This window comes from Halobacteriovorax sp. DA5, from assembly GCF_002903145.1.
Taxonomy (GTDB): domain Bacteria; phylum Bdellovibrionota; class Bacteriovoracia; order Bacteriovoracales; family Bacteriovoracaceae; genus Halobacteriovorax_A.
The window spans coordinates 298,882-316,024 of the sequence record NZ_PPDJ01000009.1 but is presented as its reverse complement, the minus strand read 5'-3'; the positions used below and the strand labels follow the sequence as shown (position 1 = coordinate 316,024).

Genomic DNA, 17,143 nt, shown 5'->3' with positions numbered 1-17,143 from the left:
GTAATTCGTGTGACAGATGTGACTGATATTGGAAGTCCAGTCGCATATGATTATCAAAATATCCTAGCGAATCCAATTTCAGTTTACGCCAATCACGCAGCTTTTGCGGATAACTTAGTTGTCGCAGCTACTTGCTCTCCTGGACAAGTGGTTTCAGTAAACGCATCAAATGAACTTGAGTGTGTGGATCAAACAGCAGCTGTTGCTGTTGACTCGACTCTTGTGAATAATGCGGGAGTGATAGGTTTACCAAGTCTTGTGACTGATAATACAACTTACTATTCTGTTGTTGTAGATGCTCAGGGACGAGTGAAGAGTGGTAATACAACACCTCCTTCAACAACGGCAAATGATATTCAAGACAATTTAATCGTTGATGCTGATATCAACACGAGTGCAGCTATTAGTTGGTCAAAGATTAATGCACCAACAATTGATAAAACTTATGTCGGGCTTAGTAATGTTGCCAACGTTGCGCAAATTCCAGCAAGTGATCTTGATAACTCAGGAACTCTAGATTCGGCAACACAAGTTCCAAGTGAACTTGCAGTAAAAGGCTACGTTGATACGACGTCGCAAGCGATGGCCGATGCAAAAGTTATTAACTCGATGGCAGGAACACAAACGGATACTGCTCCTTCAGTTAATTCAGTGAAAAATTATGTAACGGCCCAAACTAGTGCTATCACGTCATCTCAGTGGACAACTAGCGGAAGCGATATTTATTATTCGACAGGAAAAGTTGGTATCAATATCAACGCACCAACATCGCAACTTCACATTAAAGAAGTTGATGATACATGGGCGAGCTCTTTTAGAATGGATCGTTCATGGGATAGTTCAACCGATTACTTTCAAATGATGTATGACTATCAAGGTCTAAAGTTTAGAACAATGGCCAATGATGCTGATGAAGCACATATTATTTTCAAGCCACTAAACTCAGAGGCCATGAGAATTACGGAATCTGGAAATGTTGGTATTGGAATCGATACACCAACTGAAAAACTTGATGTTGCTGGTAAAGTTAAAGCAACTGAGCTTTGTATCGCAGCTGATTGTCGAGCAGCATGGCCTACTGGAAATGCTGGAACAGTAACTGCAGTGACTGGTGGTACTGGACTTACAGGTGGAACAATTACTTCTTCTGGAACTCTTGCAGTTGACGTGGGAACAACAAATGGAAAAATTGCACAAGTTGGAGCAGGTGATAAATTAGCGGATTCAATTATTAATTATAATCCTGCAATTGATGTTGCATTAACGGGTTTTACAACTGGTGCAGCGTCAAGTGTATTAGCAACAGATACTGTTATTCAAGCTTTTCAAAAAGTTCAAGGTCAACTTAACTCGCATGCATCTTCTCTTGCTGCTATTTCGGCATATGATACAGATGATATTGGAGAAGGTTCAACAAACCTCTATCACACTGATGCTAGAGCAAAGGCTGCTGCAGTTGTTAATTCGACAGTAGGCAGCGAGACAGATCAGGCACCTTCAGTAGCTGCGATTAAATCATATGTTGATAATCGTGCAACTCAATGGACAACAAGTGGTAGTGATATTTACTACAATACTGGAAACATTGGAGTTGGAACAACATCACCAGATAGCATGTTACATGTTAGTGGTTCTTATTCTGGTAGTGTAACGCCTTTAAGGTCTGGTATTAAATCTTCAAGCGCACCTGTCAGTAGTAATGGCTTCAATCTCTTTCACGGGGTTGGAGGAACAACATTTTCAGGTGGTGTTGTTTATGGAATTAATCTTGATTTAACTCCAGGAACTAATGGTACCCACTATGGGGTTTATGTCGATGGAGAAGATTATAACTACTTTTCTGGTAATGTTGGGATTGGTGTTGCATCTCCAGGCCACAAGCTTACTGTAAATGGTGGTGCAAACTTTGCAACAGCATCTGGTACTCAACCATTCTATATTTCAAGAGCAGGTGCTACAGTAGAAGCCTTTTCTCTAACTGTTGGAGATACCGCATCTTTCTTTGATCTAATTGAAGATAATGGTGAACCTGACTTTCAAGATATGAATTTCCGTCTAATCTATGAAGGTGGTGCAACACATACCTATCTTAGAACTTTAGCATCAGGTCCTAATGCTGGTGATGTCGATGTTTACCTTCAGTCTTCTGGTGGAAATGTTGCCATTGGAAATATTACACCTACGCAAAAACTAACTGTTGATGGTGGGATGAACGTAACGACTGGAAATGATATCTGTATAGATGGTGCAGGCTGTTTATCGACAGTTGTTGCAGCAAGTGGAGAACAAAACACAGCTTCTAGTGCCGGTGGAACTTCTCTTTATAAGACAAAGACTGGAACTGATTTGGTATTCAAAGGCTTAACAGCTTCTAGTGATCTTACTCTAACGGCGAATACTGATGATGTGAATATAGCTGTTAATACTTCAAATGGCGCCAATCAACTTTTAAGACTCGATGCGAGTGGCCGTGTTCCTTCTTCAGTTATCGATGGATCTACTGTCCTTAGTACACCTCTAACAGGATACTCTGTTGGTGCAAACTCAGCTTTAGTAGCAACAGATACAGTTCTCGATGCTTATGGGAAATTACAAGCACAAATCAATGCCAACTATACTGCAATTACAGGATTAGCAGACACTGATGACCTTGCGGAAGGTGCAACAAATTTATATTTTACAAATGGGCGTGCTCAAACCGCTGCTGTTGTTAACTCAACAGCTGGAACTCAAACAGTACAAGCTCCTTCAGTTAGTGCGATGAAAAGTTATGTAACAACTCAAATTGGTGGAGTTAATCAATCTCAGTGGACAACAACAGGGAGTAATATCTATTATAACTCTGGTAACGTGGGAATAGGAACGACTACACCACAAAATCTACTTCATGTAAGTGGAGCTCTTAATTCTTATATTTACCTAGAGGATCGTTCAGGTGGAGTCGATAACAAGATCTGGTCTTTCAATAATAATGATGGCTTCCTATATCTTGGTCAAAGAAATGATGATGCCTCTTATAAGAATACGCATATGACAATTACCCCTACAGGAAATGTCGGAATTGGAGATACAAGTCCAACCTCTAAGCTCACGATTAGAGGAAATGATGATGCAATTACTGGTCCAAATATAACTCTTTCAGGAGATGCAATTAATCAATTTGAAGGTGGACGAATTCGCTTTACTGAAGCGAATGGAACCTTCCAAGGTGGATTTATCCACTATGATGGAACAGGCCCAGATTATCTTCATATTGGAGTTCATGAAACTGCAGACTCAAATATCTTGAATGATGTAAATTCGATTAGTATTCGTCGTAATAATGGTAATGTTGGTATCGGGATTTCTGCTGCGACAGAAAAACTCCATGTAGCAGGAAACGTTCTTGCAGCGGCTTACCTTTATACATCAGATGAAAGATTCAAAGAAAACGTTGAAACGATTATTGATCCACTTCACAAGGTAAACTCTCTACGTGGTGTAACTTTTGATTGGAAAACGGATGAATATCCAGAAAGAAATTTTCCAAAAGAAAAGACTGTAGGTTTTATCGCTCAGGAAGTTGAAAAAGTTCAACCAGAATTAGTAAAGACAGGACAAGATGGCTATAAATCTGTTCAATACGGTAATATCACGGCCCTTTTAGTAGAAGCAGTAAAATCAATTTCGAATAAAATTGATAAGCTCTTTAATAATGATGAAGAAGTAAAAAGAGAGATTGCTTCACTTAAAGAAGAGAACGAGCAACTTAAAGCAGATATGCAAAAGATGCGCAAAGCAATTAAAGAGTTACAAAAAGCAAATAAGAAATGAAAATTCAAATAGGTTTTCTATTTACTCTACTCTTCTCGCAAGTTGTTCTTGCGATCAATACAGTTGATACTGGTTTTAAACTAGCAAGCAATGAACTTAAAACTATTGTGGCCCATAATACTTGTAAGAAAGTATGGAATACATCAACAACAAATGCACATTTTGTTGCAACGAAAACTAATCCAGAGTGGATGAATTTCTATGCTAATGCACCATCTGATATTGTCGTTCGCGACTGCCAGGTTTCATGCTCGACATTAAATAAAACAGGAACATATCCAAGTGGACTTTACGCCATTGATATCGACGGAGCAGGCCCTCTTGCTGCCTTAAGTGTTTATTGTGATATGGATAATAATGGCGGTGGCTGGACGAGAATCTATAAACATGATGTCGCCGGTGGGTACTTCCCTACTACTAACTCCGCCCTACTCTATAATCAAGCAGCACCGACTGGTAACCTCTACTCCATCGTTCAGTATATTGATGAATTTGAAAATCTTAATCGCTTCACTTTTTGGATTAACTACCCAAATGAAGGTAAGAAAAATATTTGGTCACAATTTACAAATCCAATTTACGACACTCCTGTTCGTGGCTATCGAGGAATTGATATTGAAATGAATAGTCAAAGATGGGGAGGCCTTGAGCTTGGAAATAATAATTTCAGTTACTCTAATGGTGATCAATCTCTTATTGATGGTTCCGTTAACCACTCAAATTGGTACTTCGCCATTGGTTCAGATGCTGCTTATAAAACGGGAATTCCTTCAGATCATAATAATGATGTGGGAACGCAATTAGCAGAACTCTATCTTCATGATGAAGGAATGAGACCAATGTCATGTCAGCATCTTGTGGAACTTGGTGAATCCAAAGGTTCAGGAGTTTATACGATCTATCCAGATCAAGTAACAGCGACTCAAGTTTACTGTGAAATGGATATTGATAATGGAGGCTGGACTCTTTTCTATGCCAACGCAGCTGACCCGACAATGACGACAAAGAAGTCATACAACACGATGAAAAACGAATTTGCTGGCATTAATATCAATAGTACAAATTATGCGGATATGAATACAATTGGTATGCATAATTTCTATGATTTCTCGGCAACCCAAATGATGGCCCGTGATATCGGTAACTGGGGAGCAACTGACTACTCAACAGTTGAGTTCTTCAACCCAGAGGACTTTAATCTTGTTGTTGATATTAAAGCAGGACCAAGTAGGACGACACCAGGAGATTGTGACATTATGACAGGTGGCTCACAATTTCGTTTTAGAAATAGCAATGGAACAAATTACTATTTAGACAGGCAAACAAATTGGGCCGGAGTTGGATTTGGTTGGGGAGACTGTCTTCCTGCATACACTCAAACAGGAACATCTGACGTACACGATCAACCACGACACTATATTTATCATACAAATGGTAGTGATGACCTTAACCGTGTTCGTGGCGTTGGTGGTTTCAACACAGGACAGGCAACTGTCAAAGCACGTTACTTTTTAAGAGAGAAATACGACCAACCAAAGAACTGTATGGATATTCTCTTAAGTGGTAAGTCACGTGGAAACGGTTCTTATACGATTTATCCAGAAGGAACGGCCGTTACAGTTGACTGTGATATGACGACAGAAGGCGGTGGCTGGACAAAAGTATGGCATGGCTACCCGACTCACGCTGCACGAGGAGAGACTTCAGCAGAAGTTTACTCAAGATCAAATTCAATTGCTTTTAATCAAATGCGCGTTGAAGGTGTTAACACCGGCTTTAGCATCACTGACAATACTTGGGAGACGGCTTACTTAGACAAGACGATTCCTCAATATTATCAACAGGTGGTTGCCCTTTCGGACGCAAGCACGCCACAAGTAAATTTTGCTGACATGGATGGTAATGAAAACGTAAGACTTGTTGGAAACTACTTTTTACACGGCTATGGAAATTTCTGGCGTGTTTTCTATTCTTGCGTAAATGTTGACCCTACCAACACTGATCGAATTTTTATCGGTGGTGGTTATGGAAGGAGATGTACACCAAGAGACTCGATGGCCAGAGCTGAAATCACAACTTGTACTTCGGTCGATAATAATTACTGTACAAATGCTTACGATAGTACAGAAGTTGAATCAGGCCTTGGTCTAACATTAAAACAATACCAAGAAACTCGCGTTTGGGTACGCTCTCTTCCATCAATGAAGTCATGTAGAGAGTTTCTTGACCGTGGCTATTCAAGTGGTACAGGGGTTTACTTAATCGATCCAGATGGGCCACGAGGTTCAAATCCTGCCTTCCCAACAGTTTGTGATATGACAACTCATGGCGGAGGCTGGACGCTTGTATGGGGAAATACTCGTGGTGGAACGAATAAGCCAACAACTGGAATTACATATGCTGATTCAATTTCAACTCTGCCTAGATGCTCTGCCGTAGCAGGAAGCGTAAGTGATACAACAGGAAAATGTAGTCTATTATCAACGACTGGAATCGCTTCGAATAACACTAACGACTACCTAGACTACTTAAACTACTTCGTCGGTCTCTCTCATTGGGATAATATTGCAGGTAATGGAGATTTCCAACTACTCTACTCTTGGTCATATGATTTCAACCAGCCTATTTCCCAACAGGCAATGATGACAGTAAAGAATTTTAATCCAGCGGATAACTACCGTTTAAATATTGAATCCTATACTCAATTAACAGGTAGTGTAATAGCATCGATGTCGACAACATTTGATGGTCAACAATGGACAACATTTGATCAAGACAATGATGCTCATGCTAGTAACTGTGCAACCCTTTATTCAAATACACCTTTTTGGTATGCTGCTTGTTGGTCCGGAAAAATCCACGGTGGTGGTGAAAATAGTGGAGATGGATACTTTAACGGTGCCTATTGGTATAGCACATCTAAATCTTGGGCCACTGACCCCGCGACAGCTGTTGGTGCAGGTAATGGTTGGTTTATGATTCGTGAATCAAATTCTTATGGAAATTATAAATCTTCTTGTAAGCAAATCCTTGAAGAAAATCCAAATGCTCCTTCTGGAAATTACACGATCAACTTCTATCCTGGTCAAAATGCCCTACGTACAGTCTATTGTGATATGACAACAGATGGTGGAGGCTGGACTTTAGTTGTCCGCTCAAGTGGTGTTACTGATCTTGATAACTCGATCATGGTAAGTACTATCGCCGATAATCTCTTAATAGAGAGAACTCTCCCGAATACCAGAGCATCGATTAATCCGGAATACTTCTCTCGTGCCAATGGGACGACAGATGCGATGTTCATCTCTCCTTCATACAATGCAGGTGCTCCAATAATTGAAAATGGCAATGGAACTTGGGATTACGACTATGTTGACTGTACAGGAAACCTACGCCACACAAGCCGTACAGAAGGTTGTTCAGGTCAAAATGCTAATGATAATTATAATTCTTCAGATGCTTATAATATTACCATCAATGGTGGTAATGAGGGTGTCGTGCCAGCTTATGGAACAGAAGTCTGCTACTCAGGAAAAGGTGCTTGTAGCTTTGAGTTCTACCTACGCTAATCTAATCAGCTAAGAGATTTGCCAAGAAACAAGTCTTACCATCAGAGAGCCTAACTCCTTTATAGACGATATCGTGATTTAACTCCCCTTCATCATTTCGAGCTCGATAGATATCGATCTCATCCCCTAAGTGAGTTTCGGCCATGAAGTTAATTTCAAATTCATTAAGCTTTGCCGTTTTATGAAGTTCAATCGGAATCGAATCAAGAATCCACTGTGAATACTTTGTATTATTAACGTGCATATTTAAATCAAGATCACTATTTCGTACTGTAATGGTATTAACTTTTTCAAAGTTATCCCTCACCTCAACTTTATGAGCAATATAATCAAGATGATAATCTGTACGAGGATTAATTCTCTCCATTGGAAAGTCAGGCTTTTTAACCTTTCTTGTCACACCATCTAAAATCATCCATACCGTTGAACAGTCCCCAATCTTCTCACCATTAAGGAAGATCTCAAATTCGCGAAAGGCATACATCCCCTCTGGTGCTCGAGACCACGTTTTAATCTCAATAACCTCATTCCAATGAGGAAATCTCTCCATGCGAAGCTTTTGTCTAACCAGTACCCAAAAGGATTGATCCTTAATCATATCTTCGATACCAAAGCCTGCCTCTTCGCCGTGAACAGTCGCAATATCTTGAAGATAGCCTAACATTCCAAAGAGCCCAAGACGCTTGTTAATATTCACATTATTGATACTGACCTGATAAGTCTTTTGATAGATTGGATTTTTCATAGAGCTATTAAAGCAAAAGCGCATTGGTTTTGGCCAGTGTCTAAAATATGAACAGTATCCATGGCATTTTTGCATGGTTTTTGACCTTTATTTTGGCATAGCAGTTGCATCTAATAAATTGAATCAAATTCTTGGGAGGAATTTATGAAAGCTTGTTACAAAAAGCTATTTATTATGAGTGCATTATTTCTATCGAGCACTTATGTGCAAAATGAAATGTTAGTTTCAGACAACTCATACCATAGTGGCCACTACCGCGAGATCGCAGGTGAGAAGCAAATTTCTGTAACATCTTATCAAGTCCACCAAAAAGGAATCTTTGATCTTTGGTTCGATACAGCAAAGCTATTTGGAAAAGTAGAGAATATCGTCAAAATCGAAATTAAAGACGTCGATGAAAAACTAGTAAAAGATTTTAAGGATCTTTCAAAGAGATATGAAGAACTTCAAGGTAAGTCTAATACACTAACAGAAGAACTTGCTAAAAGTAGTGAGGAAATCACAGATCTTAAATCTAAACTTGCCAATGTACAATCATCAGATCCAGTTGATGATAATATTCGCCAAGAAAAAATTAAGGCACTTGAAGAACTAATTGAGCAGAGAACTTCAGAGTTAGAAACAGCAAAAGAAGCCATTTCAAAATTTGATGAAACAAGAGAAAAGCTGCAAGAAATTAGCGAGAAGCTTTCATCTCTAGAAGTTGAAAATGAAGAGCTTAAAAAAGAAAATGCGATCCTAGTTTGCGAATTAGAAAATGCAAAATCAAAAGTTGATACTGATGAAATTAAAAAACTTCAAGATGAACTTGCTAAAATCACAGCAGAGCTTGAAGAGTATAAAAATGATTCAAAAGATTCAGAAGAAGAAAAAGAAGTTATCGCTGAAGCAGATAGCAAAGAAATTGATAAAGATAAGCTAAAAGCAAAGAAGAAAGATAAAAAAGAAGACAAAGAAGATAAAGAAGATAAAGACGATAAGTTTTCAGAAGCAGAGCTAGCTCTTATCGAATATATCAGAGAAATGAAAGAGCAAGCAGAGTACCAGCGCCAGCAACAACAAGAGGCCATGGCCATGCAACAATTTGTAAGCATGCTTACATCTCAATTTACGCAGCCACAAGTTAACTCTTACTTTGGAACATACGATGCGCTTAACCAGAGACAAGATAGTTTCTCAAGTATGGTACGCGACTTTAGAGAACAGTCTTTTATGATGCAAGATCTTAATCGACTAAACAACTGGAACTATAGTTATAATGATTACTATGGAGCAAATGCACCAATGCTAAGAGTAAGTGAATCGATGCCTTGGGGTAATTACTACACTCCAGAACAATCGATTCAAGTACAAAACTTTGACTACTCTAAAAGTGGATATAATTGGGGAAGCAGTATTCCAAATCAAAACTTTAATATGGGAATCAATACTGCAAGCAGCTCTCCTATCTTAAATAATTTTACGACTGCTCTAGACGCTACTAATAGCGCTAATATAAAGCTTTTTTAATACCCTCCCCCCTTTAATTTGATACTGAAGGCCGAGTTTAACACTCGGCCTTTTGTTTTTTTCGGTAATTATTGCCGATTTTTCTAAACTTATTCATCTATGTTTCGAAGAGGTAGGTACTAAATCTAAAGGAATTAAGGTTAGAATGATGAAAGAAATAAATATGGAAGTTGCGAAGAAAAGAATTATCAAGAAATGTCATGTTTGTGGCCATGTGCACGATACCGCAACTGAAGTTCAAAAATGTCAGAGTTGTAAAAAGTCATTCTTACCAACAAAATACTTTGATAAAGTCCATGCAAAGAACTCTTCAGACTTTAAGCTATTGTTTTCAGATGTTAACGAGCTGCACGAAGAAGATATTATCAAAGGCATTACTGTACTTTGGTAAGACTTTATTAATTCTCGATCAAGTTCCAACGTGATATCGTTCTCTTATGGAGAACACTACACACGCTACTCAGAATTTTAATTTACATCCAGTCGTTCAAAGGCTCTTTGCTAAAAGAGAGATGGGACCTCAAGAGATTCAAGAATTCCTATCTTGGGATCTGAATTCCCTACCAAACTTTGGAGCACTCATTGATATTGATGTTGCCGCAGATGAAATAATTAAAGCTATTGATAATAATGAGAAAATTGCCATTTATGGTGATTATGATGTTGATGGAACGACTTCTTGTGCTCTCTTCTATCAATTTTTTCAAAAGCTAAATCTCGAAGTAGACCTCATTCAACCTTCCCGTTTTGTTGAAGGTTATGGACTTCATAATTGTTCAATTGATCGTGCAATAGAAGAAGGTATCGATTTAATGATCACAGTCGACTGTGGAATCTCAAACGTTGAGCAAGCCGCTTATGCAAAAGAGAAAGGTCTAAAATTAATTATCACCGACCACCACAAAGATGGACGCGAAACAATGCCAGAAGCGATCGCTGTTGTAAATCCTTCGCGCCGAGACGAGCCAGCAGATTCAGACATGAAACCACTTGCTGGTGTTGGTGTAGCATTTGCGATTTGTGTTGAAATTAGAAAGAAGCTCTTGGCCCGTGGACAAGATATCCCTTCAGTATATGATCTACTTCAATACGTAGCGATTGGTACAATTTGTGACCTTGCACCACTAAGTCCAATGAACTTAAAACTTGTTCGTCATGGAATGAGACTTATTAAGAACACTCAATATGAAGGAATTAAGGCTTTCTTTGATCCAACAGACCGTGGAAAAGATATTATTCCAAGCGAAAAACTATCTTTCAATGTTGGCCCGTTAATCAACTCTAAAGGGCGATTAGACCACCCAGAAGTAGCATTAAAACTTTTAATCTCAAAAGACTATAACGAAGCACGTGAGTACTATCACCAGCTTGTTAACTGTAATACAGAACGTAAGGCCATTCAAAAAGAAGTCTTTGAAGAGGCAAAAGAACAAGTCATAGACGAACTTAAAAGAGATGGCGAACTAGACATTGCAATTGTCTATGCTCCTCACTTTCATGAAGGTGTTATCGGAATTGTTGCTTCAAAGCTTGTTGAAACATTTAAAGTTCCGGCCATTGTTTTCAGTGATGCCGAAGATGAAGGTGTGATTAAAGCATCAGCAAGGTCTGCAGGTGATCTCGATATTTATCACCTACTTAATGAGCATCGCGATCTGTTCTTAAAATTTGGAGGCCACAAGGCGGCCGCAGGGCTTTCAATGCCAGTTGAAAATCTGGAAAAATTTAAAACTTCGATGAATGCAATGTTAAAAGAAATTCCCTTGATCCAAAGAACGGTACAAGATTTTTATGATCTTGAGATAACTCCAGATGAAATTGATCCAAATCTTCTTAGAGGGCTAGATGCGCTTGAGCCTTTTGGAATGGGAAATGCAAAACCAATCTTTAAATTAAAAGGTGCAAAGCTTAAAAATTTTGATCTTCTAAAAGATATACACGTTAGATGGAATTTTACATCAATAACAAATCAGAAAATTAATCTTAAAGGGATTAGTTTTAATTATATGTCTAAGTGGGGAGCGCTTACACCGAACGAAATTTATGAGCGCCAAAATGATCCAAGTGTTGAACTTGATGTCTACTTCACACTTGCTCTAAACTACTTCAATGGAAATAAGTATATTCAGCTAATGGTTGAAAGAGTGGACCTTAACTAGAGTTAAGGTCCGTATCTAATTATCTTTCAATAGTCACTTTTTCCATAACTACATCTTGCATTGGACGGTCATGCATACCAGTGCGAACCTCACCGATCTTCTCAACAACATCCATACCTTCGATAACTTTACCAAACACTGTATGGCGTCCATCTAAGTGTGGAGTTGCACCAAGAGTGATGAAGAATTGAGAACCATTTGTTCCAGGGCCAGCATTTGCCATAGAAAGAATCCCTGCACTATCGTGGCGAAGGTCTGAGCGACATTCGTCTTCGAATTTATAACCTGGACCACCCATTCCTGTCCCATCTGGACATCCACCTTGAATAACGAAACCAGAAATAACTCTGTGGAAAATTAGACCATCATAGTAAGGACCTTCTTTTGCAGGAGTCTTTTGTCTCCCTTCAATAAGGTTAGCAAAGTTCCATACTGTTTCTGGACATTCTTTTGCGTAAAGCTCTACTTTGAAATTTCCCATATTAGTTTCAAAGTTTGCGTATAGACGATCAAGATCCTCTTTGTGGGCATCTTTCTTAGTTCCAAAACCGAACATAATTACTCCTTAATAATTTATATATTTAAAGCGTCCCTTAATAAAATTCGGGCGTTTCTTATGAGAATAAACACGGCGTACTTTTACACTTGCGCTTAAGTATTGATCTAAATAAAAACTTTCCTCTGAAGATAACTCTCCCTTAGGCGTATAGTAAGTTAGATAGCGATAGTCGACAAAGTAGGCACCTTCAAAATTTACATTAGCTTCTTTTAAAGAAGCCTTCACTTCAATATCATTCAGGCACAGGGAGACAAATACAGGTCTTCCTTCTAGCATTGATTTTGAGGACATTAATTTTTTTAACTGATCTAAATTCTCACGATAGCTATCAAACCAAATGATATTAACTCGATTAAATTTTGGAAGCTTGATATAGCCACCAGTGGCCGTTACAAAATCATTAGCGCTAAAAAAGATTTGCTCAACTTCTTTAAGAGTTGGGCTTCTCTCCATATTATGCGCACGTTCAGAGTACATACGATTAAAGGCAAATTGTATTTGCGAAGCGCTTTGATGATCTATTGAGAAACTATCCATTAGATTCAAAATATTTAAGTATCTCATATCTCTTGTGCGTTTACATTGTCCTTCTCCTGAAAAGTTTCTCCATTCAGGAAGAATTGGAAGCATATAAACGGCAGCACCCGAGTCACGATAGTATTCATCTGTTTGCACTCTTTTATACTCACGATCAACAGTCGTGGTACAAGAAAGAAGTGTTAATATGAATACGATATAAAGTAATCTCAATATAAAACCTATTTTTTAATTATTGCTTAGAGAAATATCTTAACATATTTTCTTTAATTTCATCTAACGTCATTGCATGAAGAGGATAGAAGCCTTCTTCATCCATTGCTAGGCCCCTAACTTTACTAGACTCAACACTTACACCCTGATCAACACAAATTCGATCACAAGCAAGAGTCTTAAGCTGTTCAGCTCCACCAAGTAGGTCACTGCCTTCAATCGTAACAAATAGACCCTTACGATCTAAAAGCTTATCAACAGAAGAAACGACTGCACTATTATAAATCATTAGCCTAGGCTTTGGTTCAGCCGGTGTAGGAGTTTTGGCCTTAATATGAGGCTCAAGAGATCTCCACTGCATAATCTTTTCTTCAAACTCTCTCTTCTCTTCGTCAAATTGCTGGCGATCCTTTGCTAAAAGGTCACTAAATTGAGAAATTTCATCTTTATATTCTTTAACCTGAGCTGAAGTTAGATTCCCGAAAGGAACTTCTTCAGCAGTGATTAGCTGGAGTGTTTTTGTTAGATCATTTAGATAATCTTCTTTTATTAGACTTAGAAGCCTTAGATTCTCAATACCAGTTCCAACTAAGCATAGATTTCTTGTCGCTTTAATATCTTCAAGACTAGCATGGTGTTCATTGTGATAAGTGATTCTTTCATCATCGGCAAGGGCAAGCTCATTAAGAGCATGAACTTGAGCTGCACCCATAGGATTTGCTATTGTTAACTCATTTGAGTAACAGATAAAATCAAAGTCTTCAAAAGATTCAATCGAATTTTTTAATGATTCAAGAACATCTTTACCAAGCTTTTCAAAAACTTCAGGGTTTTCTAATTTTTGGCGTTCAATTTCAGTTGTAGCATTTACCTTAAAAACGACGCGAAAAGTATCGGCCATACGAGAGCGACTCTCCAAGACAGAGTTCGGCGATAAAAAGCGCTTATGAACGCGAATCACTTCCACATTACGGTGGGCGATTTCCCTAAACTCTCCTTGCGAGTCTGTTGGAATTTGACCAATAATTTTAACGTGGACACCTAAGTCTTCAAAAAAACGATAAGCGGCAAGGGCCTTCTTATCACTACCTAAAATCGCGATTTTCATGGCCCGATCTTATAAGCTTAAAGGCTTAATGACAATTAGATACCATTAAATAAAAAGAGATTTCATCTCTCCATTATCCACTACTGAATACTCAGAGAATGCATAAATAAAGTTGATGAATTGCTCCATGGCCTTGAACGAGTGCATCGATTTATCGAACTCACAACCATATTGCATATAAGTGACACCGTCAGCACCTTGAGTTAGTGCGCTGTGACGAATTTTAACGATAACAGGGATATATGATCCTTTTGTAAAATAGAATTTAAGCTTTAGCTCATCCCCTTCTTTTAGCTTTGCATCTGTTTTATCTGTCCACGGAACATTGAAAGAAAGTCCATCATGAGAGATATCAACCATATTGATTGCATAAGAATAACCATCTGACTCAATTACCGAGTAAGCTCCCATAAAGTTATTAAAGCAAATACGCTCAAAGCTTCTACGCTTCTTCTCGATATTCTCTTCTCTCTTTGCTTGGAAGTTGATTACTTTGTTATCAGACATTATTACCCCTTATTACAGATATTTTTGCTGTCTGACTTATCGTCAAAAAGGCATAAATCATGAGGTAAATAAGAGATAAAACTTGCGCTAGGCAAGAAGGTCCAAATATTAAAAACTAAATAAATTTAGATACTTATCGATATTTTTTCTTTTTCTGCCAAAATGGTGTCGAAGAAATCTCTGAGTGAATCAGTTGATAAGTTTCAAGCCTAGAGTGAACCATTAAACCCTCTTCAGTTTCAGGATCGTACTCTTCGCTAAAAAATGCACAACCTCGGTTCTCTGGCTCATGATTACAATTTGAATATTGGCAGTGACGAGCAATCTCTTCCAAATCAGGGAATAGCTCCATTAGATCATCTGGGTCAATATCATCTAGTGAAAATGATCGAATTCCTGGAGAATCAATAAGATAGAAGTCCCCAAGATCCACAATCTCAGACCAAGTAGTCGTATGTGAACCCTTTCCAACTTTTCCAACCTGCTTAGTCTTTAGCTCAACTTCGCCATCTGATAAACAAGAAATCGTTTGTGATTTCCCAACACCTGACTGGCCAACAAAAAGGGCCGTCTTCCCCTTTAGGGCCTCTTTAAACTCACTCATCCCACCTTTAAGATATTGAGTCTCATAGTCCTTATCAAGGGCGCAAATCTCGAAATACTTCACACCAAGCTCTTTCAAACGCAGGATTTCATATTGAATATCAAATTCTTCTGGGTCATAGCCATCCATCTTATTGAAGACAATAATCGGCTCAACACCCCACTGAAAAGCACGCACAAGAAAGCGATCGATAATTCCTCGTTTAAATCTTGGCTTAGCAGCTGATGAAACAATAACCAAGTAGTCACAATTGGCCGCAGTAACTTTTCTTTTTGACGTTCTGACTAGAATTCTAAAGATCTCATTTTTACGAGGCATGGCCTCCTTGATGATATATTCACCAGTTTCAGCTATCGTATCTAAACAAACATTATCGCCAACAACTAGAGTTTCTCCTTTTTTTAGGAGATTACCAAGTGCCGTCGCCTTCACTACTTCCTTTGTTTCATCGATGAGACAATCGAAGTCGCGCTGGTGAGAGCGAATGATTTTAGCTTTTAATACGTTATCTGACATAGAATTCCACTGTGTAAACTTTCTATAAACTTTACCATCTCTTCAACATTTTTACATCTTATATTGACAAATGTGGCGAGTGCCATTATTTTAACTGAACACAAAGTCACTGTACGCACTCGTAGCTCAGCTGGATAGAGCATTCGCCTTCTAAGCGAACGGTCTCAGGTTCGAATCCTGACGAGTGCGCCATTTATTTCGACGACTTTCTATGAAACAACAATCTCTTAAATTTACTATTATCGTGGGATGCTTTTGGATCCTAATCATGGGTATTATTAATCTAGTCTTTAAACCGTATGGAATTGACTATGATTCAGGTTGGGCCGCCACTTCGGCATTCTTCATTGCAAGTGCCCTGATCTTCAATTACTTAACGAATTCAATTCGAATTTCGAAAGATCACGTAAAGTCTTACTTGCTAGTAATCATAGTCTTCTTGGCCATGGCGCTTTCAATTAACTACATCTTTCCAATTTCAATTATTAAGAAATTTGAAATCATTAATTCGAAAATAATCTTTCCACTTTTTAGTTGGAATGTTTTTGTTTCAAAATCAGCAGATATTATTTTTCAGCAATTACTAATCAATATTCTCATTGAACATTATCTAAAATTCTATAATCGAAGAGATAGTGTAAAATATTTTGGGATATTCTTTGCAGTAATCCACCTGCCTCTATTCTATGTATTTGGACTTAAGGCCTTGTACTTTATCTTGCCGTCAATTGCAGGAGGAGTGCTCTTTGCCTATCTTATTTCATATTTCTATCGCGGCTATCTGCTATCGCTAGGGTTTCACTTCACTTTTTATTTAGGTCTGGGTGTCTTTTTAAGATATTTAAATTAATTTAATCGTCTAAACCATTAAATTTACTTAATTGAAACTTTGACAGTTAAAGGAATTTTCATGAGCTGACGATAAGTAGTGCATGAAACGAATCACTCTAGCATTACTTTCAATTTCTTTCTTTATTTCGTGCTCACCTAGCTATCATGTGGCATATGATGTTGATACGTGTGTAGAGGAATTAGATAATCGCTACACAGGAACAAATCGTTCTCCAAGCTCAATCTATAGAGTGGATGATGTCGTTATTAATCAAAAGAGTAAAGAAGCAGAAATCAAAGTAAGTTCGTGGTCTCATTCCCAATGGTTTTATGAAGGAAAGAAACCACATTACTTTTTCCAAGATACGAAATTGTTTTCTTATCAGGAAGTCGATTGTCCAAAGAAATTCGATGAAGAATATCGTAAGAAAAATCTAGGTATTGATAAGCGAATCAAAAAAATTGACCTCTAG

Annotated in this window: 13 protein-coding genes and 1 tRNA gene; 8 read left to right on the top strand and 6 right to left on the bottom strand. The window is 38.2% G+C overall.

Annotated elements, in window-relative coordinates; all coding sequences use genetic code 11:
* Together C0Z22_RS14035 and C0Z22_RS14030 are read left to right on the top strand one after the other, a co-directional pair.
* On the top strand, nucleotides 1-3,813 hold a 3,813-nt coding region (locus C0Z22_RS14035), incomplete at its 5' end, for a tail fiber domain-containing protein (protein WP_146037911.1).
* Nucleotides 3,810-7,382 carry a fibrinogen-like YCDxxxxGGGW domain-containing protein gene (locus C0Z22_RS14030; RefSeq protein WP_103218992.1) on the top strand — a complete coding sequence of 1,191 codons (3,573 nt, stop codon included), beginning with the start codon at nucleotides 3,810-3,812 and terminating at the stop codon, nucleotides 7,380-7,382. The genes C0Z22_RS14035 and C0Z22_RS14030, both read left to right, overlap by 4 nt.
* A gap of 1 nt (nucleotide 7,383) precedes the next feature.
* Here C0Z22_RS14030 and C0Z22_RS14025 read toward each other — a convergent pair whose 3' ends face one another.
* Nucleotides 7,384-8,127 (bottom strand): acyl-[acyl-carrier-protein] thioesterase, encoded by a 744-nt coding sequence (locus tag C0Z22_RS14025; protein WP_103219001.1) that lies wholly within the window; start codon nucleotides 8,125-8,127, stop codon nucleotides 7,384-7,386.
* 144 nt (nucleotides 8,128-8,271) lie between these two features.
* Here C0Z22_RS14025 and C0Z22_RS14020 point away from each other — a divergent pair, with 144 nt between their 5' ends.
* The 3 genes from C0Z22_RS14020 (at nucleotide 8,272) to recJ (ending at nucleotide 11,795) form a co-directional block, all read left to right on the top strand.
* Nucleotides 8,272-9,636: a hypothetical protein gene (locus C0Z22_RS14020; RefSeq protein WP_103218991.1), complete on the top strand. Its 1,365-nt coding sequence runs from the start codon at nucleotides 8,272-8,274 to the stop codon at nucleotides 9,634-9,636.
* A gap of 145 nt (nucleotides 9,637-9,781) precedes the next feature.
* Nucleotides 9,782-10,027 (top strand): hypothetical protein, encoded by a 246-nt coding sequence (locus tag C0Z22_RS14015; RefSeq protein WP_021265840.1) that lies wholly within the window; start codon nucleotides 9,782-9,784, stop codon nucleotides 10,025-10,027.
* A 46-nt stretch (nucleotides 10,028-10,073) separates the two neighbouring features.
* Entirely contained in the window at nucleotides 10,074-11,795 is a 1,722-nt protein-coding gene (gene recJ, locus C0Z22_RS14010; protein ID WP_103218990.1) for a single-stranded-DNA-specific exonuclease RecJ, read from the top strand.
* Nucleotides 11,796-11,814: 19 nt separating this feature from the next.
* On the opposite strand, the gene C0Z22_RS14005 is transcribed toward recJ, so the two are convergent.
* From C0Z22_RS14005 to rsgA, 5 genes are all read right to left on the bottom strand, one after another.
* The gene (locus C0Z22_RS14005; RefSeq protein WP_103218989.1) at nucleotides 11,815-12,351 is read right to left on the bottom strand and encodes a peptidylprolyl isomerase; all 537 of its coding nucleotides are present in this window, start codon (nucleotides 12,349-12,351) and stop codon (nucleotides 11,815-11,817) included.
* Nucleotides 12,352-12,360: 9 nt separating this feature from the next.
* A complete protein-coding gene (locus C0Z22_RS14000) occupies nucleotides 12,361-13,104 on the bottom strand; it encodes a hypothetical protein (RefSeq protein WP_103218988.1) in 744 nt (247 codons plus the stop codon).
* 19 nt (nucleotides 13,105-13,123) lie between these two features.
* Nucleotides 13,124-14,212, bottom strand: a complete 1,089-nt coding sequence (locus tag C0Z22_RS13995; RefSeq protein ID WP_103218987.1) for a hypothetical protein — start codon at nucleotides 14,210-14,212, stop codon at nucleotides 13,124-13,126.
* A gap of 45 nt (nucleotides 14,213-14,257) precedes the next feature.
* The gene (locus tag C0Z22_RS13990; protein WP_103218986.1) at nucleotides 14,258-14,719 is read right to left on the bottom strand and encodes a PilZ domain-containing protein; all 462 of its coding nucleotides are present in this window, start codon (nucleotides 14,717-14,719) and stop codon (nucleotides 14,258-14,260) included.
* Nucleotides 14,720-14,852: 133 nt separating this feature from the next.
* Nucleotides 14,853-15,839, bottom strand: coding sequence for a ribosome small subunit-dependent GTPase A (gene rsgA, locus C0Z22_RS13985; RefSeq protein ID WP_103218985.1), 987 nt, complete (start codon nucleotides 15,837-15,839; stop codon nucleotides 14,853-14,855).
* Nucleotides 15,840-15,954: 115 nt separating this feature from the next.
* Here rsgA and C0Z22_RS13980 point away from each other — a divergent pair.
* The 3 genes from C0Z22_RS13980 to C0Z22_RS13970 all read left to right on the top strand — a co-directional run bounded on the left by C0Z22_RS13980 (nucleotide 15,955) and on the right by C0Z22_RS13970 (nucleotide 17,143).
* Nucleotides 15,955-16,031, top strand: a tRNA-Arg gene (locus C0Z22_RS13980).
* Nucleotides 16,032-16,050: 19 nt separating this feature from the next.
* The gene (locus tag C0Z22_RS13975) at nucleotides 16,051-16,689 is read left to right on the top strand and encodes a hypothetical protein (RefSeq protein ID WP_146037910.1); all 639 of its coding nucleotides are present in this window, start codon (nucleotides 16,051-16,053) and stop codon (nucleotides 16,687-16,689) included.
* An 82-nt stretch (nucleotides 16,690-16,771) separates the two neighbouring features.
* Nucleotides 16,772-17,143: a hypothetical protein gene (locus tag C0Z22_RS13970; protein WP_103218983.1), complete on the top strand. Its 372-nt coding sequence runs from the start codon at nucleotides 16,772-16,774 to the stop codon at nucleotides 17,141-17,143.

Bases quoted from the DNA above. Each gene is read 5' to 3' on its own strand.
- C0Z22_RS14030 (WP_103218992.1), top strand. From the start codon at position 3,810: ATGAAAATTCAAATAGGTTTTCTATTTACTCTACTCTTCTCGCAAGTT.
- C0Z22_RS14025 (WP_103219001.1), bottom strand. From the start codon at position 8,127: ATGAAAAATCCAATCTATCAAAAGACTTATCAGGTCAGTATCAATAAT.
- C0Z22_RS14020 (WP_103218991.1), top strand. From the start codon at position 8,272: ATGAAAGCTTGTTACAAAAAGCTATTTATTATGAGTGCATTATTTCTA.
- C0Z22_RS14015 (WP_021265840.1), top strand. From the start codon at position 9,782: ATGATGAAAGAAATAAATATGGAAGTTGCGAAGAAAAGAATTATCAAG.
- recJ (WP_103218990.1), top strand. From the start codon at position 10,074: ATGGAGAACACTACACACGCTACTCAGAATTTTAATTTACATCCAGTC.
- C0Z22_RS14005 (WP_103218989.1), bottom strand. From the start codon at position 12,351: ATGTTCGGTTTTGGAACTAAGAAAGATGCCCACAAAGAGGATCTTGAT.
- C0Z22_RS13995 (WP_103218987.1), bottom strand. From the start codon at position 14,212: ATGAAAATCGCGATTTTAGGTAGTGATAAGAAGGCCCTTGCCGCTTAT.
- C0Z22_RS13990 (WP_103218986.1), bottom strand. From the start codon at position 14,719: ATGTCTGATAACAAAGTAATCAACTTCCAAGCAAAGAGAGAAGAGAAT.
- rsgA (WP_103218985.1), bottom strand. From the start codon at position 15,839: ATGTCAGATAACGTATTAAAAGCTAAAATCATTCGCTCTCACCAGCGC.
- C0Z22_RS13975 (WP_146037910.1), top strand. From the start codon at position 16,051: ATGAAACAACAATCTCTTAAATTTACTATTATCGTGGGATGCTTTTGG.
- C0Z22_RS13970 (WP_103218983.1), top strand. From the start codon at position 16,772: ATGAAACGAATCACTCTAGCATTACTTTCAATTTCTTTCTTTATTTCG.